At 62.2% G+C, this 23,128-nt stretch carries 15 protein-coding genes, 1 tRNA gene and 1 pseudogene; 9 read left to right on the plus strand and 8 right to left on the minus strand.

Annotation, left to right across the window (positions count from 1 at the left end):
- The first annotated feature begins 2 nt into the window (after positions 1-2).
- Both ACSQ20_RS15495 and ACSQ20_RS15500 read left to right on the plus strand, forming a co-directional pair.
- Complete coding sequence (locus tag ACSQ20_RS15495) at positions 3-1,178, plus strand: ABC transporter substrate-binding protein (RefSeq protein WP_436021426.1); 1,176 nt, start codon at positions 3-5, stop codon at positions 1,176-1,178.
- Positions 1,179-1,311: 133 nt separating this feature from the next.
- Positions 1,312-1,396 (plus strand) — tRNA-Leu (locus ACSQ20_RS15500).
- Between the two features lie 504 nt (positions 1,397-1,900).
- Here ACSQ20_RS15500 and ACSQ20_RS15505 read toward each other — a convergent pair.
- Positions 1,901-2,791: a LysR substrate-binding domain-containing protein gene (locus ACSQ20_RS15505; RefSeq protein WP_436021428.1), complete on the minus strand. Its 891-nt coding sequence runs from the start codon at positions 2,789-2,791 to the stop codon at positions 1,901-1,903.
- A gap of 137 nt (positions 2,792-2,928) precedes the next feature.
- Here ACSQ20_RS15505 and ACSQ20_RS15510 point away from each other — a divergent pair, with 137 nt between their 5' ends.
- Positions 2,929-3,672: an SDR family oxidoreductase gene (locus ACSQ20_RS15510; RefSeq protein ID WP_436021430.1), complete on the plus strand. Its 744-nt coding sequence runs from the start codon at positions 2,929-2,931 to the stop codon at positions 3,670-3,672.
- A gap of 45 nt (positions 3,673-3,717) precedes the next feature.
- Positions 3,718-3,813 (plus strand): annotated as a pseudogene (locus tag ACSQ20_RS15515) (oxidoreductase); the annotation flags it as partial.
- Between the two features lie 72 nt (positions 3,814-3,885).
- Here ACSQ20_RS15515 and ACSQ20_RS15520 read toward each other — a convergent pair.
- On the minus strand, positions 3,886-4,050 hold the full coding sequence (locus ACSQ20_RS15520; RefSeq protein WP_436021432.1) for a hypothetical protein: 165 nt from the start codon (positions 4,048-4,050) through the stop codon (positions 3,886-3,888).
- Positions 4,051-4,422: 372 nt separating this feature from the next.
- Between ACSQ20_RS15520 and ACSQ20_RS15525 the strand changes: the two genes are divergently transcribed.
- Positions 4,423-4,656 (plus strand): tlde1 domain-containing protein, encoded by a 234-nt coding sequence (locus ACSQ20_RS15525; RefSeq protein WP_436021434.1) that lies wholly within the window; start codon positions 4,423-4,425, stop codon positions 4,654-4,656.
- Positions 4,653-4,958 carry a hypothetical protein gene (locus ACSQ20_RS15530; RefSeq protein ID WP_436021436.1) on the plus strand — a complete coding sequence of 102 codons (306 nt, stop codon included), beginning with the start codon at positions 4,653-4,655 and terminating at the stop codon, positions 4,956-4,958. The genes ACSQ20_RS15525 and ACSQ20_RS15530 overlap by 4 nt, the downstream gene beginning before the upstream one ends.
- 179 nt (positions 4,959-5,137) lie before the next feature.
- Here ACSQ20_RS15530 and ACSQ20_RS15535 read toward each other — a convergent pair whose 3' ends face one another.
- Positions 5,138-13,747, minus strand: a complete 8,610-nt coding sequence (locus ACSQ20_RS15535; RefSeq protein ID WP_436021438.1) for a GH36-type glycosyl hydrolase domain-containing protein — start codon at positions 13,745-13,747, stop codon at positions 5,138-5,140.
- Between the two features lie 845 nt (positions 13,748-14,592).
- Here ACSQ20_RS15535 and ACSQ20_RS15540 point away from each other — a divergent pair.
- Both ACSQ20_RS15540 and ACSQ20_RS15545 read left to right on the plus strand, forming a co-directional pair.
- Positions 14,593-16,053: a hypothetical protein gene (locus ACSQ20_RS15540; RefSeq protein ID WP_436021439.1), complete on the plus strand. Its 1,461-nt coding sequence runs from the start codon at positions 14,593-14,595 to the stop codon at positions 16,051-16,053.
- A 232-nt stretch (positions 16,054-16,285) separates the two neighbouring features.
- A complete protein-coding gene (locus tag ACSQ20_RS15545; RefSeq protein WP_436021441.1) occupies positions 16,286-16,876 on the plus strand; it encodes a hypothetical protein in 591 nt (196 codons plus the stop codon).
- Between the two features lie 56 nt (positions 16,877-16,932).
- Here the strand turns inward: ACSQ20_RS15545 and ACSQ20_RS15550 are convergent, their stop codons facing one another.
- On the minus strand, positions 16,933-17,919 hold the full coding sequence (locus ACSQ20_RS15550) for an alpha/beta fold hydrolase (protein ID WP_436021443.1): 987 nt from the start codon (positions 17,917-17,919) through the stop codon (positions 16,933-16,935).
- 69 nt (positions 17,920-17,988) lie between these two features.
- On the opposite strand from ACSQ20_RS15550, the gene ACSQ20_RS15555 reads away from it, so the two are divergent.
- The gene (locus ACSQ20_RS15555; protein ID WP_436021445.1) at positions 17,989-18,915 is read left to right on the plus strand and encodes a LysR family transcriptional regulator; all 927 of its coding nucleotides are present in this window, start codon (positions 17,989-17,991) and stop codon (positions 18,913-18,915) included.
- Between the two features lie 97 nt (positions 18,916-19,012).
- On the opposite strand, the gene ACSQ20_RS15560 is transcribed toward ACSQ20_RS15555, so the two are convergent.
- From ACSQ20_RS15560 to ACSQ20_RS15575, 4 genes are all read right to left on the minus strand, one after another.
- A complete protein-coding gene (locus ACSQ20_RS15560; RefSeq protein WP_436023144.1) occupies positions 19,013-19,936 on the minus strand; it encodes an ABC transporter permease in 924 nt (307 codons plus the stop codon).
- Positions 19,936-20,805 carry an ABC transporter permease gene (locus ACSQ20_RS15565; protein WP_436021447.1) on the minus strand — a complete coding sequence of 290 codons (870 nt, stop codon included), beginning with the start codon at positions 20,803-20,805 and terminating at the stop codon, positions 19,936-19,938. Before ACSQ20_RS15565 ends, ACSQ20_RS15560 begins: the two co-directional genes overlap by 1 nt.
- The gene (locus ACSQ20_RS15570) at positions 20,802-21,884 is read right to left on the minus strand and encodes an ABC transporter ATP-binding protein (RefSeq protein WP_436021449.1); all 1,083 of its coding nucleotides are present in this window, start codon (positions 21,882-21,884) and stop codon (positions 20,802-20,804) included. The genes ACSQ20_RS15565 and ACSQ20_RS15570 overlap by 4 nt, the downstream gene beginning before the upstream one ends.
- Before the next feature lie 66 nt (positions 21,885-21,950).
- Entirely contained in the window at positions 21,951-23,123 is a 1,173-nt protein-coding gene (locus ACSQ20_RS15575) for an extracellular solute-binding protein (RefSeq protein WP_436021451.1), read from the minus strand.
- Positions 23,124-23,128 lie beyond the last annotated feature (5 nt).

Raw genomic sequence — 23,128 nt, forward strand, 5'->3', positions numbered from 1 at the left:
GCATGGCGTTGTCCGCCTCGTTGCGCCGCGCGTTCGCGCTTGGGTTCACGGCTTTTGCATGTGTCGGCGCCGGCATCGATGCCGCGCATGCGCAAATCAAGGTCGGCATCGATTTGTCCTCGACGGGGCCTGCCGCCGTCATCGGCATCACCAGCAAGAACGCGATACAGATGTGGCCGGCAACGATCGCGGGCCAAAAGGCGCAATACATCATCCTCGACGACGGCACCGATCCGGGCAAAGCCGTTGCGAATATCCGCAAGCTGATCGATGAGGACCACGTTGACGTGATCGTCGGCCCGAACATCACGCCTGCCGCGTTGGCCGCGCTCGACGCCGTCGCTGCGGCGCAAACGCCGATGATCACGCTGATCGGCTCGGCGAGCGTCGTCGAGCCGCAAGAGGGCAAACGCGTCTGGGCGTTCAAGATGGCACAGACCGACAGCGCGATGGCCGACGTTATGACGCGCTATATGTCGAATCACGACGTGAAAACGGTTGGTTTCATCGGTTTTGCCGATAGCTACGGCGACAGTTGGCTCAATGCGTTCCGGCGCTTTGCCGAGCTGCGGCACATTCAGATCGTCGCGACCGAGCGTTTTAACCGCAACGACGCGAGCGTGACCGGGCAGGTGCTCAAGCTGATGGCGGCGAAACCTGATGCAATCCTCGTCGCGGGCGCCGGGACGCCCGCCGCGCTGCCGCAGCGCACGCTTGTCGATCGGGGGTTCAAGGGGCCGATCTACCAGACGCATGGCATTGCGACGCCCGAGTTCATCAAGCTTGGCGGCAAGGACGTGGAGGGCACGCTTTTCCCGACGCAGCCGGTGGTGGTGGCTCATACGCTGCCGGCCGATCTTCCGGCGAAGAAGGCGGCGGTGGCTTTTGTGTCGGCTTATGAAGCGAAGTATGGCGCGGGCACCGTCACACAGTTCGCGGGCGACGCGGCGGGCGTCTACCCGCGTCTCGCCGATGCGGTGACGCGGGCACTGAAAACTGCGCAGCCGGGCACCGTGCAGTTTCGCATCGCACTGCGCGAGGCGCTGGAGCAAGCGCATGAACTCGCGGTGCCGAACGGCGTCGTCAATACGAGCGCGAAGGACCACGTCGGGTTGGATCAGCGAGCCAGCGTGATGGGGGCGATCCGCGGTGGGAAGTTTGTGTTCGTGGGGCAGTAAGCGGGGGAGAGATCGGGTTCGTCGAGCGGTACTCGCCGAGGTTCGGCCACGCGCTTGCCGATGCCACTCTTTTCAGCCATAATCGCGCTCTTCGCGCTGCTGTTTTCGACTTTTGTTCAGCAGCCGTCAAGATGCCCAGGTGGTGAAACAGGTAGACGCAGGGGACTCAAAATCCCCCGCCGCAAGGCGTGTCGGTTCGAGTCCGACCCTGGGCACCAATGATTCAAATGAAAAGCCCAGCCCGCAAGGCTGGGCTTTTCATTTGGCGTAAAAAATCTGGCGTAGTGTCCGACGCGCCGCGTCCTCACGGACGCGGAGATGACTGAACGGGGCCGACAGCGATACAGGAACGCAAAGTCGCCACGAAAAATGCGGCTTGCGGAAAAAAGTAACGCAGCGGCAAAAACTGCCCGCAAGCGTTTTGCTGTAACAGATGCGGCAGCTGGAGTCCGGTCACAAATAGGAAACAAACCTGCCACCTGTTACCTTTCGTCTCGGTGACCAGAGGCATCGCCTGTTTATGATCGTAATCAACGATTTAGCAGGTCGGCTACCTTTCTCGTTACCCCCTCTGATGGGCTCTATGGGTCCGCCTGAGACGGTCCTCGCCCGTCACTGATCGGCCCAGTTTTAGTCATTCAAACGAAACTCGCGACGGTCGTATCTCAAACTGATATGAGACGGTCGCGGGTCACGAGGCGGCACTCGCCGAGCGCCCGCATTCAGCCCGCTACTTCGAAGATATCGCGCAGCCACTGCGCGAATACCCTGACCCGCGATGAAAGCTGACGGTTGTGCGGATACAGCACCGACACGGGCATCGGTGGCGGCGGAAAGGCGGCGAGTACAACCTTCAGTGTTCCGGCAGACAATTCGCCCGACACGCGGTATCGGGGTACCTGAACCATGCCGAGGCCCGCTACTGCGGCGCCCGTGTACAGATCCGCCCCCGTGACCGACACGATCGACGCAAGCTGCCTCTCGATCACTTCTCCGTCGACCGTGAATTCCATCGGCAGCGCCTGTCCAGAGCCGCTCGAGATGTAATTCACGGCACGATGGGCGTCGAGCGCCTCTAGCGTCGCCGGTTCGCCGAATTGCGCGAGATAGGCAGGACTGGCCACGGTGACCTGTTCCAGCGAAGCGACGCGCCGCCCGACCATCGACGAATCCTGCAGCGTCCCCGCCCGCAGCACGCAATCGATCCCCTCGCGCACCAGATCGACCAACCGGTCATCCTCGCCGATATGGAACTCGATACCGGGATACTGCGCTACGAAATCCACCAATGCGGGCACGACGAAGTGCTTCGCCAGCGTCCCCTGCACATTCACGCGCAGCAGTCCCTTTGGGGCGACGTTGCGAAACGAGCCCTCCGCTTCCTCCAGATCGGCCACGAGGCGCACGCAGCGGCGATAGAACGCCTCACCGTCATGGGTCAGGCGCACTGTGCGCGTTGTCCGCTCCAGCAGCCGCGTGCCGAGCCGTTCCTCCATCCGCTTCATCAGATTGGTGACGGTGGCACGGGGAATCTGCAGGTCGTCCGCCGCGCGGGTAAAACTACCGCGCTCGGCGATTCGGATAAAAACCTGCATTTCCTGGAAACGGTCCATATGAGCGCGCCGCGGTCAATTGTTAAAGCAAATGGAATTATGATACCAGTTTGCTGGCAATTATCTTTGCCGTCGAATCGTCGAATATTCGTCTCACCCACTCACTACCTGAATCACCCACCGAAAAGGGGCAAATTATGACCATCATCAAGAACAGCCAGGTTGCCATCGTTACAGGCGCATCACGTGGGATTGGCGCGGCGGTTGCGCGGCGCCTCGCCAGCGACGGTTTCGCTGTCGCCATCAACTATGCGTCGAGCTCGAAGGAGGCCGAGGCGCTGGTCGCCGAGCTGTCGGCGCAAGGCGCGAACGCAATTGCAGTAAAGGCAGACGTCGCGAACGCCGGCGAAGTCCGGACGATGTTCGAGATCACCGGACAACAGCTTGGCAAGATCGACGTGCTGGTGAACAACGCCGGCGTGCTGAAAACGGTGCCGCTCGCCGACACGTCGGACGCGCTGTACGACCAGACCTTCGACATCAACGTGCGCGGCACCTTCAACACATTGCGTGAAGCAGCCGGGCGGATGAACGAAGGCGGCCGCATCGTGAACTTCTCGAGCACGACGCTCGCGCTGAACATGCCGGGCTACGCGGTCTACAACGCGACCAAGGCCGCTGTCGAGGCATTCACCCACGTTTTCGCCAAGGAACTGCGCGGTCGCCACATTACCGTGAACGCTGTTGCGCCGGGCCCGATCGCGACGTCGCTGTTTCTTGACGGCAAGACTGCAGAACAGATCCGGACCTTCGCGAACATGCCGCCACTGCAGCGGCTCGGCCAGCCGGAGGACATCGCCTCGGTGGTCTCGTTCCTCGCCAGTGCCGACGCCGGCCGGGTCAATGGCCAGATTCTGCGTGCGAATGGCGGCGTGGCCTGAAGCTGAAGCCTCACTTGAACGAACGTGAAAAATCGGAGAAACATCATGAAATCAGTCATCCTGGTCACAGGCGCGGGAACGGGCATCGGCAAGCTGAGCGCGCAGGCGCTGGCCGTTGCAGGTCACATCGTGTACGCGACGCGTTCAGCCGTACCGCGTTGAACGGCCGAAGCTGCTGCCGGAACGGACAGTCATCAGGCCTCGTTTCCGGCGTTACTCAGCGCGGCAGGCGAAAACATCTTCAGGGGTGAACGCCTCGACCGGACCGACGACGAGGTGCCCCGCGTTCTGCATCACGACATCGATGCGGCCTTGTTCACAAACGCGTCGCGTCAGGGTCGACAGCGGAAATTCGAAGCCGAGGCAAGCGGCGTTCACGCCAAGCTCCGCTCGCGCTCGACGGCGCAAAGCGATGGCGGAGCGAAGACGTCATCTGTGTTTTAGCGATCGCGTGTGTCCTTGAGCGGCTGTTGTATTCTTATCGCGGCTCGACTTCAAATAACAAATCCGAGGGAATCTATATCGTCGCTAGCTGCACGTATTTTCTCAATAACAGACAAACCAGCATGCTCACCTGTGACGGTAATGCATACGCCGCTTTCTCTGGTGACAAAGGGCATGAGAACAAGGTATCCGACGTTGCGCTCAAAGACCTAGGGCCATGCCCAAGGGAACGTACTACAGCGGTGGCCGCATGGGGTGGCTCTGGGCCCCCCTAAAGGATATGTACAGTCGCTCGAAGCACGACGAGTGGTTCGCGCTACATCCGGCCCAACGCCCAACGACGACTGGATTATTGTCGACGGCGTCAAGCGGACGAGTTTGCGCCTTCATCCGGTCGGGAGCCACGGCCGAAGCGAAGGATGCATCACGCTTGTGTCACCCGCGCTGTTCCGACAGCTGCGCGAATATCTCAAGTCGCAGCCGACGAGCTATATTCCGGGCACATTCACTCGGTACTACGGAACGGTGATGGTGAAATGAAACTCGTGCTGCGTATCGTTGCCGTCATCGTGCTCACGCACCTTTACACCCTCCTCATCTATCGGTGGCCACCGCTGGCACGCTTGGTCGAACAAGCGGTCGACAGCCCATCGGGGCAGCATGCTTACGTTTGGCTGATAAGCTTGCTCAAGTGGCAAGGAGCAGAGGACGGGGAAACCCGCCTACTGATCGTCTTCCTCGTGATTTCTTTCGTCGTGGCCTGCCTCACGGTTGCGATTGCCTCTCGGCTGATCATTACGCCACTTCGCCATCGATTTGCCGATAGAAGCGCTAGCCGGTAAGAGAGTCGCCTACGCAGCCGCCGGCGCCGGCGGAATGTCGTAGTCGTCGAACTGAACCACTTCTTCGCCGAACCAGTCGTTCAGCTCTTCCAGTGCCCTGGCCGATATTGCCTGCTCCGATCAGGATTGCCCTTCCACTATCCGTCGCCGCTTTCGCCTCGATTACCGATGCGGATTCGTCACGCGATGTGCGCGCTAGAATTCACGTCTTCACTCACGCTGAGGCGAAGCGAAATCAGCAGCTTATGCGACCCGCCATCGAGCGGCACCCGCACCCGTTGACCACTACAGACGAGACCCGCGCCGTCGAGCACCGCCCGCATCGCACCGCCCTCGCCAGCGGATTCGACGAGAACCTGATACCTCGTCGAATGCATTGTCACTGTTGCTTCAAATCCCGGCCACGTGTCCGGAATACAAGGATCGATCACAAGAAAATCGCCCTCGCGACAAATCCCGAGAATGCCCTCGACACCCGCCCGGTGCATCCATCCAGCGGATCCCGTGTACCAAGTCCAGCCGCCTCGCCCGGCATGCGGCGCCACGGAATAAACATCGGCGGCAACGACATAGGGTTCAACCTTGTAGCGGTCGACTTCCATCGGTGTGCGCGCATGATTGATCGGATTAAGTAGCGAAAATAGCGCGGCGGCCTTGTTGCCCTCGCGCATTTTTGTCAGCGCGAGGATGACCCACATCGCCGCGTGGCTATACTGCCCGCCGTTTTCACGCAGCCCGGGCGGATAACCCTTGATGTAGCCGGGATCGTCCGACGTCTTGTCGAACGGCGGCGTGAACAGCAATGCCAGCCCTTCGTCACCCCGGATAAGATGCTTTTCCAGCGACATCATCGCGACAGACGCGCGTGCGGGATCTGCTGCGCCCGACAGCACAGCCCACGACTGTGCTATCGAATCTATCTGACATTCGTCACTGTCTTGCGAGCCAAGCCACGTGCCATCATCAAACGTCGCCCGGCGATACCATTCGCCGTCCCATGCGTCCCGCTCCAGCGCCTCGCGCACCGAGGCTGCATGAGCACGCCAGTGCGCGGCGCGCGCGGCAGCACCCGCATCGCGCGACTCGGCCAGGGGGGCGAACAACGCAATAGTCCGCAACAGCAGCCAGCCGAGCCAAACGCTCTCCCCTTTGCCGTGCGCGCCGACGCGGTTCATCCCGTCGTTCCAGTCACCCGTGCCGATCAATGGCAAGCCGTGTTCACCGGTCAGCTCGATACATTGATCCAGCCCGCGCGCGCAATGTTCGAATAGCGACGCTGCTCGATCTGCGACCATCGGCTGGAAAAACGCATCGTGCTCGCCAGCCCGTAGTGGCGGTCCATCGAGGAACGGGACAAGCTCGTCGAGAACCGCGACGTCGCCCGCGCAGCCGACGTACGTCGCCGTCGCGAAAGCGAGCCATACGCGGTCATCGGAAATCCGCGTGCGCACGCCATGCCCGGACTGAGGCAGCCACCAGTGCTGGAAATCGCCTTCGACGAACTGGCGCGCCGCAGCGCGCAGCAAATGTCGGCGCGTCTCGTCTGGCCGCGCATGGGTCAGCGCCATGCCGTCCTGCAACTGATCACGGAACCCATACGCGCCGCTCGCCTGATAAAACGCCGAGCGCGCCCAGACGCGGCACGCGAGCGTCTGATACAGCAGCCAGCCGTTTAGCATCAGATCCATCGCGCGCTCAGGGGTCTTCACCTGGACGGTGCCGAGCACGTTCAGCCACTGGGCCGTCACCTCGGCGAGGACGGCGTCGAGATCGGCCTTGCGATAGCGCTCGATCAACGCCCGCGTCTCCTCGACGGACGCGCATTGCCCAACGAGCGACACCACTTCGACGGTCTCGCCCACGCCCAACTCGATCACGCCCTGCAACGCCGCACAGGGATCGAGGCCCGCACCCGTTGCGCCAGACAGCGACGTGTTGCCGGTTAGCGCGGCGGGCGCCGCAGTTCGACCATTGCGGCCGAGAAATTCGGTACGATCCGCCGTCCACGCGGTCTGCCGACCGCCGAGGTCGGCGAACGCGACGCGTCCCGCGAACGCCATGCTCCACGGATTGCGCGCCAGCATCGCGCCGGTAACGGCGTCGATCTCCGTCACGACGAAGGGTCCCGATGCGCCTCGCGACGTGCCAAGCACCCATTCCATCCACGCGGTCACTGACAGGCGGCGCGGCATGCCGGACAGATTGCGCAACGTCAGCCGGGAGATTTTCAGCGGGTCTGTGAGCGGCACGTATTGCAGCAAGGCGAGCGCAATGCCATTCGCCTCGTGCTCGAAGCGGCTGTAGCCATACCCGTGACGCGCGATATACGTCCCGCCGTCGCGGATCGGCGACGCGGTCGCGCCCCACACATCGCCAGTGACTTCGTCGCGCACATAAATGGCTTCGCCGGCCGGGTCTTCGACCGGATCGTTCGACCACGGCGTGAGTTGATTTTCGCGGCTGTTTTCGGCCCACGTGTAGCCGCTGCCTTCCGCCGCGACCTGAAAGCCGAAGCCGGCGTTTGCGATCACGTTGATCCACGGCGCGGGCGTGCTCGCACCCGCCACGAGCACGCTCACGTATTCCCGCCCGTCTTTATCGAAGCCGCCCAGACCGTTGAAGAACTCGAGCCCCGATGGAATCGAAGACGGCGCGCGTGGCGGACGAGGCGTCGCCGCGGACCATGGCGACGACATGGGCAGCTTCTGCCGGCGCGGCGCCGATGGTTGGCCTTGTGAGTGCGGCAGGCGCGCGAGTTGGTCGGCGATCGAACCGCGACGCGCGATCAATGCGACACGCGCGACCGATTGCAGCAGTGCGCGCGCCTCCATACTCATTAAATCGGCGCGCAGCGTAAAGACGGCCCCTTGCGCGAGTTCTTCGCCGAAACGCGGCCGCAACTGACTGCTGCGCACGGCTGTTTCGATCGCACCCTGCAACTCCTGGATATAGGACGCAGCCCGTTCGTTGATGATGACGAGATCGACGCCCAGCCGCTTCATCCGCCAGTACTCGTGTGCCCTCAGTAATTGACGGACTTGCGCGATGTCCTCGACATCATCGATACGCAGCAGCACGATCGGCAGGTCGCCTGAAATCGCATGCGGCCAGAGTCCGGACTGCGCGCCAGCCCCGCGAATTATCGTGTCCGACGGCGCCCTGAAACGCGCATCGGCGTAGATGATGGGCGCGGTCAGGCGCTGAAAGTCCGCCGCCTCCTCGGCTTCGACATCGAGATGGCGCAACTGCACCTGAGCCTGCGTCCAGGCCAGCGTTTTGGCGCGATCGAACGCGTTGCGGTCATGGTGCTTGTCGATCAGATCGAGCAACTGCGCCCGCGACTCGGCCACCACGGTCCAGAACGTCACGCGGGCGACCTTGCCCGGCGGCACCAGCACGCGATACCTGAGCGCAAAGATCGGATCGAGTACGGTCCCGACGGTGTTGGTGAGCGGCTGATCGTCGAAGATCGCGGCCGCCGTGCCGGCGTTGCGCCCGCGCCCCAGAAAGCGCGCGCGATCCGATTCGTGTTGCGGATCGGCGATGATCTCGCCGTCGACAACGGCGAAATGCGCGGCCCACAGCTGTCTTTCGTCGTGTGAACGCGGACGGCGTGTGGCCACCAGCGCGCCGAATTCCGCAAGGTGCTCGGTTTGGACAAACATCCGCGAGAAGGCCGGATGTGCGTTGTCGGCAGCGGGCGTCGTAAGCACAATTTCGGCATAGGAAGTCAGTTCAATCTCACGCGCACGGCGCCCGCTGTTCGCCAACGACACGCGGCGAACTTCGCCGTCTGCTTCACTGGAAACCAGTACATCCATCGTCGTTGTCAACGAGCCGTCGCGACGGGTGAATTCCGCATGGTCTTCGCCGAATACGACGTCTTCGCACTCGGCTTCGCTAGCAGCCGGCTGTGCGCCTGCCGACCACACATGGCCGCTCTGCCTGTCGCGCAGGAAGATGAAGGAGCCCCAGTCGTCGCGAGTTGCGTCTTCGCGCCAGCGCGTCACGGCCAGATCGCGCCAACGGCTGTAGCCGGCACCGGTCGCGGTCAGCATGACCGCGTAGCGTCCATTCGACAGCAGGTGGGTCACCGGCGCTGCGCCGGCCACAGTCGATGCAGCGAGGTGCCGTACGGTCGGCGGCATCACGCCGGCGACGGCTGCCGATGTTTTCACTTCTTCGGCACGGGGATGCGCGACGGCGACATTGCGCGGCATACGTTCCTGCAATAACAATTCGCTCGCCTGGATCATCGGTTCGCGATGGAAACGGGCACGCATCTGCGCGTTGAGTAGCACGTTCGCGATCGACACGATCGTCATGCCCTGGTGATGCGCCATGAAATTGCGCACTATCGCCACATCCTCGTTACCCGGTAGACGCGAGCGAGTGAAATCGAGTGCTTCATAAAAACCATAGCGGCCCAGCGCGCCAAGCGCGGCAAGTTGTGCGTAATTCTCTCGCGCGGCTTGTGGGTCGACCATCGCGGCTAGCCCCGTTGCATACGGGGCGATCACGCGGTTCTCTGAAAGGCCCCTCTTGAGGCCAAGGCCGGGCACGCCGAAATTCGAATACTGGTAGGTAAATTCGATGTCGCGCGCGTTGAACGCCGATTCCGAAATGCCCCACGGAATGCCGAGCGAATGCGCATACGACGCTTGCCGCTCCACCACCAGACGGCTCGTCTGTTCGAGCAGGCTGCCGACCGGCGCGCGCATCACCAGTGACGGCATCAGGTATTCGAACATCGACCCCGACCACGAGATGAGCGCCGAGCCGTTGCCGACCGGCGTCGCAGCGCGGCCCAGCCGGAACCAGTGGCGCGTCGTCACATCGCCTTTCGCGATGGCGAAGAGGCTCGCGAGACGCGCTTCGGACGCAAGGAGGTCGTAGCAGTTCAAGTCGAGGCTGTTGTCCAATTGCGAATAGCCGATCGACAGCAGCTTGCGTTCCGGATCGAGCAGGAACGCGAAATCCATGTCGAGCGCCATCGTACGCGACGTATCGGCGAGCGACCTTAAGCGCGCACGCAGAAGAGCCGGCGCCGCGGCGAGTTGTTGTCGGTCGCGAGCATGTTCGACCACGCTTTTGCTCAACGCTTCGATCCAGAACATCAGATCGGCAGCACCATCGGCGCCGCCGGCGGGCACAAGTTCACGCGTCGCTCTCGCGGCCTTTTCGGTCAGCCGCGAGAGCGACGGGGACAGCGCTTCGAGCGTCTGCGGGCCATGCAACTGCTTGCTGATCTCTTCGAGGATCGCAACCAGTTGCCGGCCACGTTCGCCGCTCGCGGCGGGCAACGTGTCGACAGCTTCACGCGCGAGTTGCAGGTTATCGATCAATCCGGATCGCGCAGTCGGTGCGAGCAATTCATGCGGCCATTCTTCGCACGCGTTCGCGAGGACGATCAGATGACCGGCCAAATTGCCGCTATCAACCGACGAAACATACGCCGGCGCCAGCACTCGGAGATCGAGCGTCCCGTACCAGTTATAGAAATGTCCCTTGAAACGCGTGAGCTTGCGCATCGAAGCGAACGTCGCTTCGAGCCGTTCGACTGTTTCCGTCGTCCCGGCCCAGCCAAAATCCCGCGCAGCAATCGCCGACAGCAGATATAGCCCGAGGTTGGTCGGCGAGGTACGGTGTGCGACGACCGGCTTCGGATCTTCCTGGAAGTTATCGGGCGGCAGCATATTCTCTGCCGGAGTAACGAAGGTCTCGAAGAAACGCCACGTGCGTCGCGCGATCAGGCGAAGGCTGCGTGCGTCCGGGTCAGTCAAAGCGAAACGCCGCGCGACGGTCGAGGAGCGGCTCGACCACAACGCGAGCGCCGGCGCGGCGAGCCATAACAGCGCAAACGGCAGCACGAGCGGCCAGTGCGACGGGGCGAACGCGATGGCACCAGCCGGCAGCACGATGCCGAGCGCTACACCGCCTGTCATCTGCCTGTAAAAGCCGCGCAGATCGAGACGAGGGCTGCTCTTTGACTGCGCAGCGGTCGTCCATTCGAGCAGTCTGCGATGCGTCACGAACAACCGTATCAACGTCCGGACGATCGCATCGCCCATGCGCCACGCCTGATCAGCGAGGAACGCGGCCGACAGAACGGTTTGCAAGACGGCGAGCCGCACATCGGCGGCCAGCACCTCTAGATGATTGCGCAGCCGGATGCCGCTGCGGCGCGGCAGGATCGCGAACAGGGTGGGCAGGAAGGCAGGAATCGCCAGCGCGCCGAGCATCAGCAGCGCGCCTGCCATCCCGGCGCGGATTGGCATCAGCCAGCTAAGGGCGAGCGCGGCGACCATGAACGGGGCGAGCAGCGAGCGGCGCAAATTGTCGAGCATCTTGAAGCGGCCGATCGACGGCATCGCGTGCCGGCCGCGGCCGCGATAGCCGACGATCCACGGCAGCAATTGCCAGTCGCCACGTGTCCAGCGATGCTGCCGTTTGCCAATCACGTCGTAGCGCGACGGCACCTCCTCGACCACCTCGACATCCGACGCCAGTCCGGCGCGCGCAAAAATCCCTTCGAACAGATCGTGGCTGAGCAGCGCATTTTCCGGCACGCGTCCACGCAAAGCCGCTTCAAATGCATCGACGTCGTAAATGCCCTTGCCGGTGTATGAGCCTTCGCCAAACATATCCTGATAGACGTCGGACACGGCAGCTGCGTACGGATCCATCCCGCCCGGGCCGGAGAAGATGCGCTGATGTAGTGACCCTTCCTGACCGATTGGCAGTGACGGCGTGACGCGCGGCTGCAAAATCGCGTATCCGCCGACGACGCGTTGCTCGGCTTCGCTAAATGTCGGCCGGTTCAGCGGATGCGCCATCTTGCCGATCAGCCGCAGCGCGGCGTCGCGTGGCAGACGCGTATCGGCGTCGAGTGTGATGACGTAGCGCACGTCGGGCGGTACCTGCGGTGCACGGCCGGCGATCGGCATAAAGGTGGTATCCGTCGCACCGCGCAGCAGGCGGTTGAGTTCGTGCAGCTTGCCGCGCTTGCGCTCCCAGCCCATCCATGTGTTTTCGCTCGCGCTGAACACGCGGCGGCGGTGCAACAGCAGGAAACGGTTGCCGGTGGAGCTGGGCTCGTAACGGCGGTTCAGGGCTTCGATGGCGTCGGCGGCTACCGCGAGCAGATGCGCATCACCGGGCAACACTTCCTGATTCGCATCGAGCCCGTCCGCCAGCAACGCGAAGGACAGGTCGCCACCGGCTCCCGCGAGGTGATGCACCTCAAGGCGTTCGACCTGCTCGCGCAGATCGGCCTCGTTCGTCAGGAGCGTCGGCACGGCAACCAGGGTGCGCAATGACGACGGCACGCCGGCAGTCAGCTCGAGAGCCGGCAACGTGATTGCGCCGAAGCTCCATGTCACCGCGCGATTGACGAGCGCGGTCGCGGCGTCGGTGATGGGCAGGAATCCGCATGCGGCAAACAGCGCGAGCAACGCGGGTTCGAGACCGCCCGCAGCGAGTGTCCACAGCGCCCACGATGCCAGCGCCAGCAACATCGTGGCGACCATCAGGATCGTGCCGACGTAACCGCCGATGCCGAGGCGGACGCTGACCCGCGCGATCCGCAGACGCGCCGGCGGTCGGAATTGGATCGCGTGCTCCAGCGCCCGCCGGCCCTCGGCGATCAGGTGATAGCCGGGGTCGCTCGCGCGTTGCGCATGCGCGCCATCGCCTGCTTCGAGCACCGCCGCCTGCGCCGATTCCAGTGCTAACCCGGCGACTTCGAGTTCGGTGAAAGACGAGCCGCGCGCCAGCTGCTCTATCGCGCTGCGATACAGGTTGCGCGTTGGAAAATCCATCGTGGCAAAGCTGCTGTGGGCGCGCAACCGCGCGTCGACAAGACTCACGCTCTCGAACAGTTCCGTCCAGTCGATGTCGGAAATCAGCCGCATGCTGGTGATCACATTGCGCACGGTGACGTTCGACGCACCCAGTCGCTGCTGCGCGTGTTGCACGACTTCATCGACGGTAGCGCCCTGCAGCTTGAGCCGCGCTTCCAGCCAGCCAAGTGCCGGCGTGGTATGCGGATCCTGGTCGCGCAACCGCTTTGCAAGCTGTGCTGCGAACAGCTCCGATAACAGGCCCGACGAGCGCGTGGCAATGTCCGCTTCGAGCGCCGAGCTGGCGCAGCCGGATTCGAGCAGACGGTCGGTGAGCGCATCCGCGTCGGCGCGTGCGCTACGGCCTGCGGTGATCTGGTCAGTCAGGCGTCGCAGGTTCTCGATGAGCACGATGCGCAGCGTGATCGCCACAGCCCACAATTCGCCAATCGTCAGCGGTTGAACCCGTTGATACGCGGTGATGAAACGCCGCAGGATCTGCGGGTCGAAATGGCTGTCGGTGTGCGCAACAAACGCCCACGCGAGACCGAATACGCGCGGATACCCGGCGAACGGGCCTGTGGCAAGCTTGGGCAACTGGGAGTAGTAGCCCGGCGGCAGGTCGTCGCGAATCTCGCGGATCTGCTCCTCGACGAGGTGATAGTTATCGAGCAGCCATTCCGCGGCGGGCACCACCCCGCGGCCGCCCTCCAGTTCCTTGGCGCCCGCCCGGTAGGCTGCGAGCAGCACGGCGGCGTTATCGTTCAGTCTCGTGTGCAGCGACAAAACGGCAGGCGGAGTCTTGGTAACCGATTGCGCGGCAGCGAGGCTCTCCGCGTGTTGCTCAAGCCGTTCGACGCCGAACAGCGCTTCGCGCACTGGCGCGATGTCAGTCCACAGCGGCGACGGCGAGCGATGTCGCGCGACATATCGAAGGATCGTTTTCACAGACGCACTTTCCACGATGTCGGGGAGTTCGGTGGAGAGGACCTATCGCGGTGGCGCGTCGTGTTGGCGGCGTGCGCATCGTTTGCCACCGCAAAAGCGACGCAGGGCTTATAGCGCTGAGACATCATCGGATCTTCCTTCGGAGAGGCCGCACCGCACGTATCGCGTGCATGCAAGCCTTGGGCGTGCGGCTTGATCACGGGTGCGGTTGGACGCGCGAGCAACCGTCAGGATGAGAACAGCGGTTTAGCGGCGCACTCAAGTGTCGGATGACCCGTGCACAGCGTTGTCGACGCTGTTTTCCGCTAAAAAGGTGACGTTTCCTGTGGTAGGCGTGTTCCCTTCGCTTGCGAAGACCCCGCAGGCGGCGCGCCGGTCAAGAAGAAATAGCAGGCGCCTAGGGCACGGATCCGCGCCCTTTCTGCTCCACGCCTTCCAGTGTGAGCGCATCTGGTGCCCCTGTCGCGATTTATATTTTTGCAGCCCGTGTACATGGTTTCGGACGGCACGGGGCTAAGTGGACGGGCTTCCGCCAGTGTCCGGCGAGGTGATTCAGCTCCTTGGCCAACAGTCCGCTCGGGCAGTCGTTTCCAGAAGCTCTTCGTTTGCTGTGCTCTGTCATTGCGTTCACCTCCGCGTTCATGTAGACACAATCGTCGCCGCTTTACCTCGCAGAAACAGGGCGCGGATCATCGATCGCTTACGCTCCCCGACGATAGGCGTGAGGCTTTCGAACGTCCTCAAAGCCGCGCCATTCGCATCGACAGCCACCAGTTCGCTCACACCCGCATATACGGCAGGTGTCCGCCCTAAAGTGACGAGTCTTTCACTACACTTGCACGATCATGACCTATTGCATTACAGGCGCGAAAGGCGGCGCGAACGAGCAGCCGCACCCGCTTGCGGGTCAAAGAGGCTCAACGGTTCAAACGGCACCCGAAGCAACTTGCCGCGCGCGCGCCGGTGCGGAGTTGACTGAGCTCACGGGGTTGCCGCGGCGCAGCTTCGTGAAGATTGAATTCACGCGAGGCGAATTGAATAAAAGGCTCAAGGCAATTCTTGGCCCGCATGCGTTTGATGAGACGGAATTCGGCGAGATGATGCACGATCTCAAGGGCACGCCCGCGCAGCGCGAGCGCAAGCTGCGCCTATGGGCCTGGAAACGGCTCGATCCGCTGCCGCCGAATACGTTGAAAATGCTCGGTCACGGCATGGATCACGCCGTCTATACAGATCCAGATAAGCCTGGCAAGGTCGTCAAGATCAGTGTTGCGTCGTTGTCGCTGCTCGTAAAGTGGAGTGTGCTGTTCCCGCACATCGGGGCCGCCATGCCGAAGAGCATCGTGGCGAAAGGCGAAGCGCTCGCCAAAAGCGAAAATCGCCGCTATGCGGTTTTAGCATCCTACTTTCCCGCCAAGGGCAGCGTTCCGACGCAGACGGCGGAAATCGCGCCAGTTTCGGTGCGGCGCGCCGTCGCCGAATTTCTGATGCATAACGACGTGCTGCCTAATGCTCAGCGCATCTGTCCGGAGATCGATCGTGACGTTGTCGAGATGCCGGCGCTGGTGCGTACACAAGATTTGCTGCCGCAGTTCGACAAACCGTCGATCCTGCATTTCTCGCTCAGCATGCGCTACCCTGAAATGTTGGATAAAGCGCCCCTGCCATCGCTGTATGCCGCGGGCAACGACAACTGGATATTGAATCATCCGTCAACATTCAACGAAGAAGCGTTTCAGTATTTCGTGGAAGGGACGAAGCTTGAGGAACTTTACAAAGCTTGCCTCAGCGATTCACCCAAGGGTCGGGCGACTCGCGCGGCCGTCGAAGATTTTCTGACTCGCGGCATCGACTTCATGAACGATTCACGGGAAATTCTCGACGTCGGCGGCGATGGCAATGCGATCTTCGACGAAGGACGGTACTTTCTCCCTGATGTATTGTCCACGCCCGACATAGAAAAGGGGCTCGACGTCGCCGCGCAAACGCTACGCAGACTGCACGAGCTGGCAAGCGGACAAGGCGGCAAGCCAGTTGGGCGGCGCGAGATAGGGACGCTGATATTTGCACTCAATCAAATCAGAGCAATTAACAGCATGGCTCAAGCGCTCGATATTCCGAAACGTGTGCACCTTCTTCCACCGGAAGAAGCGAGTCGGCAGATAGACTGGAGCGGAATATTGGAGGCGCTGCGCAGGTTTTTGCCGAAAGACGATGATTCGTCCGAAAACGTACGGGTATTGCGCCCGAAGCCAGTGCTGATCCCTGTCTTTGGAGATAGCCCGTGGCGCTCGCGAGTTGCTTGACCAAGCCGTAAAATCGCGGCCGGTCTCATGCCCGCATAAGCGAACCGCAGCGACCAAGAAACCTTGTCGTTGCAGCCAACCGGCTGTCCCATATTTGCCGCCCTCGTAAAGATCACATTTTCAAGACAACTACGCTGCTCACGCTGCCCTTACCGCAGCATGCGTTCCGGCGTTCGCGCTCACTGTGCGTCGCTGCGTTCTTGATCAAAACCAACTCTACGAGAGAGTCAATATGAATTTCAGAGCCACCGTTCCTGCAGGATTGCTGATTCTTGGTTTAGCTGAAATTGCTTGCGCTACGCCTTCTATCGATTTCGTCGACCGCGACGGCGATCTGACCACTTTTTCAAACACGTATTGCCTGGTCAGTCATGGCGGCGGAGCAAGCGGCTTCGTTCACGCCAAACGCGAGGACGCGACGCCTGGCCGCAATGGAGCGTCAGTGCTCGAACTGAAGAACTTGCTCGTCGGGCAAGAAGGCGAATACACCATCAAATGCTCGGCGCTCGCACCCGACGGCGAACGATACGAGGCTCAAATCGAAGCGGTCAAGTTCAGAAAAGGCGCCAGTGGAAGCGAGGCCAAAACATATGACTCCAGCGGCTTCGCATACGGTGTTCGAATTCCAACCTCTCAAACCCTCACGCCTTGCTACGAGAAGGAAGGCGCTGCGCGCGGAGAATGCATCGCGCAATATTACGGAACGAGGCGATACGTGCTGAATCTCTCGGAAGCATTGAGCGACGTTCAATTCAAGCATCGCGGATACCATTCGAACATCGGTATCTTTCTCGAAGCTAACCCGCGGTATCGCGGAGGCTGACACCGAGGCGCTTCTCGCCGTGGGCAGTCGGTCCGTCTGACTGGTCGTTCGCACTCCTAAGCTTTTTGCAGAGGAGTTGCGAGAAACTGCCGAAGAGTTTGCGCGAGCCAGACCGGCTGCTCTTCGGCGATGAAATGGCCGCATTCAGGTACCACGACGCCCTCCAGAGACAGCGCGCGACCTTCCAGTTGTTCATGCAGATAGGAGCGCCACGGCGAATGCTCGCCGCCCACTGCCAGCACCGGCATGGTCAAAGGCGCTTCGTCTTTCGCGTTCTCCGCCGCATCCTGCTCGAACGCGCGGTAATACTCGAACCCGGCATGAAGCGCAGTGGGCTGCGAGTATGCGGCGGCATACACGCGGGCGTCGGCCTCCGTGATCGCGTTGGCCTGAAAAGCGTTTCGGTAAAACCAGCTCAGGTAGATCAGCTCACGTCCCGACACCAAAGCTTCCGGTAAGCCGACTACATTGTGAAACGCAAAGTGCCAGCGCGGCCATTTGCCTTTGACCACGTCCCAATCCTTCAATCCCGGCAGCGGATCGTCCATCACGACAAGCGCCGAAACATCGTCATGAAATTGCTTGGCATACGCGTAGGCAACCGCTGCGCCGAGGTCGTGACCAACGAGTGCAACGCGCTTGTGTCCGAGCGCTGCGGCGAACGCACGCACACGACGCGCCAAGCTGCGCTTGGTGTAGCCGCTCGCGCAAACGTCCGACTTGCCAAGGCCCGGCATGTCGAGCGCGATGACGTGATGCTCGGCGTTCAGCAACGGCATGACTTTGCGCCACGCCCACCAAGTTTGAGGCCAGCCGTGAAGCAAAAGCACGACGGGACCTGCGCCGCCTTCGACGTAGTGCATCCTTGATCCGTCGACCGTGAGGTAGCGGCTCATAAATCCGGCAGGCGGCTCGGCCGTTTGGTCTTTTGTGCTCGCGACCTGAGCGCGAGCGGGCGCGTCGATCAAGCCCGACAACAGCAGTCCGGCTGCCAAACGGCCGATCATGCGGCGGCTTTCTCTCGGCAAATTGGTCTCAGCCATCACACTCTCCTCGCAATAGAAATGTTGGCGTTATGATCGCTGTACGCCGAACGCGAGGGAATACTGCAGATGCGCAATGCCAGTTTGCCAACGCAACAAGAACTGCTCGATATCGAAGATCTACGGCTGCTCTGTGCGCTCGCGAAAGCGAAATCGCTGGCTGGTGCCGCGCGGCAGCTCAAGGTGAACCATGCGAGCGCATGGCGGCGCCTGGGTAATCTGGAAAGCCGGCTTGGCGTGCGCTTGTTCGACCGGACACGCGTCGGCTACTCCGCAACGCCCGTCGGTGACGAGGCGATCGACCTCGCGCAGCGCGTGCTGCGCGAGCTTGATGAAACCGCGCGCCGGCTCGCGGGTCATGACGGCCGCTTGGCGGGTATCGTGCGGCTGACAACAACCGAAGCGCTGCTCGCGTTTATCACGCCAGCACTCAAAACGCTGCGGCACTTGCATCCGGAACTGCTCGTGGAAGTCGTCGTCACGAATTCGTTCCTGGCGCTCACTCGACGTGATGCCGATATTGCGTTGCGCCCTGCGGAGTCGGTGCCGGACGGTCTCGTCGCGAAGCGACTCGCAACCGTCGCATCCGCAATTTACGGTGCGTCTGAATACATGGCCGATGAAGCTGATGCCGATCCGCTCGCGCTCGACTGGGTCAGTCCCGACGAGAGCCTCGCGCATCTCGGCTCGGCCCGGTGGATCGCAAAACATGTCGATCCGGCGCGAATCGTCCATCGCGCAAATTCGCTCGTCGCGTTGCGCGAAATGGCTCGGGCCGGCATCGGTCTCGCACCCCTGCCATGCTTTCTAGCCGATGGCGATCCAGCGCTCGTGCGCGTATTGGGGCCTGTGTCCGAGATGGCGTCTGAGCTGTGGCTCGTCGCGCATCCCGACCTTCGGCGAATGCCGCGCGTGCGCGTCGCGATGCGCGTCGTCGCAGAGTACGTGGCGGAAAACCGCGACCGGATCGAGGCGACAGGCGCATCGTTCGCATGAGCTTTGGCTCATATACTCGATCGAACGCACCTGATCCCGGAGCTCAGCGAGCGCTGCTTCGCAGCGCTCGCTTACACAGGTAACGGCAACGTTAAGACTAACGCTGCTCCTTCACACGCGAGACCAATTGCGTCGGGCTCACGAACTGCAGCGCAATCAACACCCAGACGAGCGTAATGGCCATGTAGATCATCGCCATTGCATCGATCGACTGCGGCGCTCGCACGCCCGTCGAAAACACCGCGTAATAGAGCGCGACGACGAGTGTCTGCGTGCTCGGCCCAGCCGTGAAAAACGTCAGCTCGAACATGCCGATGGTGCGCACGAGCACGAGCAACCCCGCGGCGAGCATACCGGGCACGAGCAGCGGCAGCAGCACGTAGCGGAAATACCGCAGCGTATTGGCGCCGAAGATGCGCGCGGCGGCTTCGAGATTCGGATCGATCTGCTCGATGAACGGCGTCATAACGAGAATCACGAACGGCAGCGCGGGCACGAGGTTGGCCAGAATCACGCCGGGCAACGTGCCGGCCAGGCCCACCTTGTACATCACTGTGGCCATCGGAATGCCGTACGTCACGGGCGGCACCATCAACGGCAGCAGGAACGTCAGCATGGCGATGCGCTTGCCCGGAAAGTTCGCACGCGCCAGCGCATAGGCCGCCGGCACGCCCAGCGCAATCGACAACAGCACGACTGCACCGACCACTTCCATCGTCACCCACAACACGCTCGACAACTGGAAATCGCTCCACGCCTGCGCATACCAATGCAACGTGAACCCCTGCGGCAGCAACGTGCCGAACCAACGCGTCGCCACCGAGTTGACCGCAACGGTTGCGATCAGCAGCAACACGTTAAGCAGGAAGAAGACCATCGCGCCACGTACCAGCACCTTCCACACGCGGCCGCCGATGCTTTCCGTATGGCGTCGCTCCGGTGCATCCTTCAACCCGGCACCGCGCCCGCTGGCAGGTTCGTGCATCGCGATTGCGCGAGCCGTTTGGTTATCGGTCGCCATCATCCCTTCCCTCCCGTCACCGGACCGGTATAAAACAGGCGGCGCGCGCCGAGCATGCCGGCCACCACCACCAATTGCACGAAGCCCATCAAGATTGCAATCGTCGAGGCGAGCGAGTAGTCGTAGCTTTCAAAAGCGGCTTCGGACGCGGCAATCGAAATCACACGCGTGGGCCCGGCCGGTGCGCCGAGCAGCACGGCGGACGGAAACACCGAGAACGCCTGCACGAACGACAGGCAGGCCGCCATCGTCAAGCCCGGCACGAGCAACGGCAAATAGATCTGCCGGAACTGCTGCCAAGGGCTCGCGCCCAAGGTGGCCGCGGCGCGCGCGAGCGTCGGGTCGATGCCGGTGACGTACGAGAGCGTCAGCAAGAACGCGAACGGAAAGCCCGACACGATCAGCGAAATCAATACGCCCCAGTAGTTATGCGTGAGCCGCACTTCATCGCCGTACAGATGCAGCGCCTGCACACCTTGCGTGAACCATCCGTTCGGCGAGAAATACGTGAGCATGCCGTCGGCGATCAACACCGTGCCGAGCGTGACCGGAATCACCAGCAGCGTCGTCACGAGCTTCTGATACGGCGACTTGCGGCGCAACGAAAACGCAACCGGCACCGAGAGTCCGACGTTGACGAGCGTCGCCGGCACAGCGAGCTTGAGCGTGACGAAGATCGTCGGCCACATCGCGCTGTCGGTGAAGAATGTCAGGTAGTTGGCGAACACGCCGCCGCCGTTCATCGGCTGAAACGACAGCACGAGACCGTAGGCGAACGGGTAGACGAAAAGCGCCACGATGAAACCAAGCGCCGGCGTGACGAGCCAGCCCTTCGCGTCGCGCGGCCCGCTAAGCGAAAGCGCGCTCATGATGCAAGCTCCGGGCGGTACACGAGCGCACGCTCCGGTGCGATCGCAAGCCTGATGCGCTCGCCTTCAGTGAACTCGCCCTCGACGCGCGCCCACATCTTGCCGAACGACGCCTTGACGAAGAGCAGCGAATCGCGGCCGCCGTATTCGACCACTTCGACATCGACGTCGAATGCGTTCGCCGAGCCGGACTCCGCACGCACCAGATCTTCGGGGCGAATGGCAAGCATCGCCGCTTTCGCATCGAACGATTCCATCGGCGTTCCGACGAGCGACACGCCGCCCGCATTCACCCGCATGCCCTCGCCCGCCGCGCCTTCCAGCGTGCAGCCGATGACATTTCGATATCCCATAAAGCGTGCGACGTGCAGATTCTTCGGCCGGCCATAGACTTCTTTCGGCGCCGCCACCTGTTGCACGGCGCCTTCTTTCATCACGACGATGCGGTCCGCCATCGACAATGCTTCGTCCTGATCGTGCGTGACGTAGATCGTTGCGCGTTCGAGCTCGCCATGAATGCGTCGGATTTCAGCACGCATTTCGATGCGCAGCTTCGTATCGAGATTGGAAAGCGGTTCGTCCATCAGCACGACGGGCGGCTCGATCACGATGGCGCGCGCAATGGCGACGCGCTGCTGCTGGCCACCCGAGAGTTGCCCGGGCAACTTGTTCTCGTGTCCGACGAGCTGCACCAGTTGCAAAGCCGCGCGCGCGCGACGCGTGGTCTCGGCGCGCGACACGCCGCGCATCTTGAGTCCGAAGCCCACGTTATCGAGCACCGACATGTGCGGAAACAGCGCGTAGTTCTGAAAGACCATGCCGAAGCCGCGCTTTTCGGGCGCGAGCACGTCGATGCGCGTGTCGTCCAGCCAGATTTCGCCGCCCGTAAGCGGCTGCAGACCGGCCAGGCAGTTGAGGGCCGTCGACTTGCCGCAGCCTGACGGTCCGAGCAGTGCGATGAATTCGCCGCGCTCGATGGTGAGATCGAGCCCTTGCAGCGCGGCCACGTGCGCGCCCTCGGCGTTAGCGAAACTGCGGCACACGCCGTTGAGGCGCAAACGGTCGAATGTATGCTTCATGATGATTTCCTGACTCGCATTTCGGGGTGCGCGCAGCGCGTGCGGCGCGCACCGTCTTCCCTTGCCTTACTTGGTCTTCTGTGCGCCGACTTCGCGGTCCCATTTCTGGAATGCCGCAACCATCTTGTCAGCCGGCAGCGGCAGCGCATGCGGATATTTGGCGATCCACGTCTCGTATTCCGAGCGGCCGTACTTCTGGATGACCTCTTGCGAATGCGCCGGCGCGTCTTTGATCGTCACGCCTTTGATTGCCGGGCCCGGATAGAAGTAGCCGTCGTCAAACGTCATCGCCTGCTGGGCGGGCTCCAGCATGAAGCTCATCAGCTTGTGGAGCACGTCGAGCTTTTCCTTCGGCACGCCCTTCGGGATCACCATGTAATGCGCGTCGTTGATCCACGTCATGTTCTCGAACGCGGCCACCTTGAAATCGGCAGGAACGATGCCGAGCGCGCGCGGGTTGATGTCCCAGCCGGTCACGGTGACGGTCATGTCGCGCGTGCCTTCGCCGAGTTCCTTCATGACCGCCGAGGTGCCGCCCGGGTAGTAAGGCACGCATTCATTCAACTGCTTGAGGAACGCCCACGTCTTGTCCCAGCCGTTGATCGGGTCTTGCGGGTCCTTGTCGTGCAGCACATACGGCAGCCCCATCAGGAACGTGCGCCCCGGGCCGGAGTTGGCCGGGCGTGCATAGATGAGTTTGTTCGGATGCGCCTTGCACCACGACAGCAACTGCTCGGGCGTCTTCGGCACGTCGGCCGCGCTCACCTTTGCGGGGTTGTACTCGAGCAGCGGGCCGGCCGGCATGTAGGTCACTTCGAGGCCATAGCCCTGTGCCAGGTCCTGCATCTTGCGCGGGGCCGGTGCGTATTTACCGAGTGCGTCGGAGAACCCTTTGCTGTCCTCGGTCGACACCTTCGTCCAGATGTTCTGCTCGATACCGGCGGCCAGCGCGTCGGTGCCGGTCACGACGAGATCGATATCGGAGCGGCCCGCCGCCTGCATCGCCTTCAACTTGCCAGGCAATTGCGGCGCAGGCGCGTTCGTATAGGTGATGTTGCTGACGAGATTCGGATACTTCGCCTTGAAGGCCTCGAAGCCCGCCTTCGTCAGCGCGAGGTTACCCGCGACGTCGACGATGTTGAGCGACACCGGATCGGCAAAGCTTGCCGTCGCGGCCAGCGAAAAGCACACCGCAGCCGCGATGCGGCTCACACGATGTGCGAGATTGGAACGTTTCATGTCTC

It is taken from the genome of Trinickia sp. LjRoot230 (assembly GCF_964253315.1).
In the GTDB taxonomy this organism is placed as follows: domain Bacteria; phylum Pseudomonadota; class Gammaproteobacteria; order Burkholderiales; family Burkholderiaceae; genus Trinickia.

Coding starts and splice junctions, on each gene's coding strand:
- ACSQ20_RS15495 (WP_436021426.1), top strand. CDS start 3: ATGGCGTTGTCCGCCTCGTTGCGCCGCGCGTTCGCGCTTGGGTTCACG.
- ACSQ20_RS15505 (WP_436021428.1), bottom strand. CDS start 2,791: ATGGACCGTTTCCAGGAAATGCAGGTTTTTATCCGAATCGCCGAGCGC.
- ACSQ20_RS15510 (WP_436021430.1), top strand. CDS start 2,929: ATGACCATCATCAAGAACAGCCAGGTTGCCATCGTTACAGGCGCATCA.
- ACSQ20_RS15530 (WP_436021436.1), top strand. CDS start 4,653: ATGAAACTCGTGCTGCGTATCGTTGCCGTCATCGTGCTCACGCACCTT.
- ACSQ20_RS15540 (WP_436021439.1), top strand. CDS start 14,593: ATGACCTATTGCATTACAGGCGCGAAAGGCGGCGCGAACGAGCAGCCG.
- ACSQ20_RS15545 (WP_436021441.1), top strand. CDS start 16,286: ATGAATTTCAGAGCCACCGTTCCTGCAGGATTGCTGATTCTTGGTTTA.
- ACSQ20_RS15550 (WP_436021443.1), bottom strand. CDS start 17,919: ATGGCTGAGACCAATTTGCCGAGAGAAAGCCGCCGCATGATCGGCCGT.
- ACSQ20_RS15555 (WP_436021445.1), top strand. CDS start 17,989: ATGCGCAATGCCAGTTTGCCAACGCAACAAGAACTGCTCGATATCGAA.
- ACSQ20_RS15560 (WP_436023144.1), bottom strand. CDS start 19,936: ATGGCGACCGATAACCAAACGGCTCGCGCAATCGCGATGCACGAACCT.
- ACSQ20_RS15565 (WP_436021447.1), bottom strand. CDS start 20,805: ATGAGCGCGCTTTCGCTTAGCGGGCCGCGCGACGCGAAGGGCTGGCTC.
- ACSQ20_RS15570 (WP_436021449.1), bottom strand. CDS start 21,884: ATGAAGCATACATTCGACCGTTTGCGCCTCAACGGCGTGTGCCGCAGT.
- ACSQ20_RS15575 (WP_436021451.1), bottom strand. CDS start 23,123: ATGAAACGTTCCAATCTCGCACATCGTGTGAGCCGCATCGCGGCTGCG.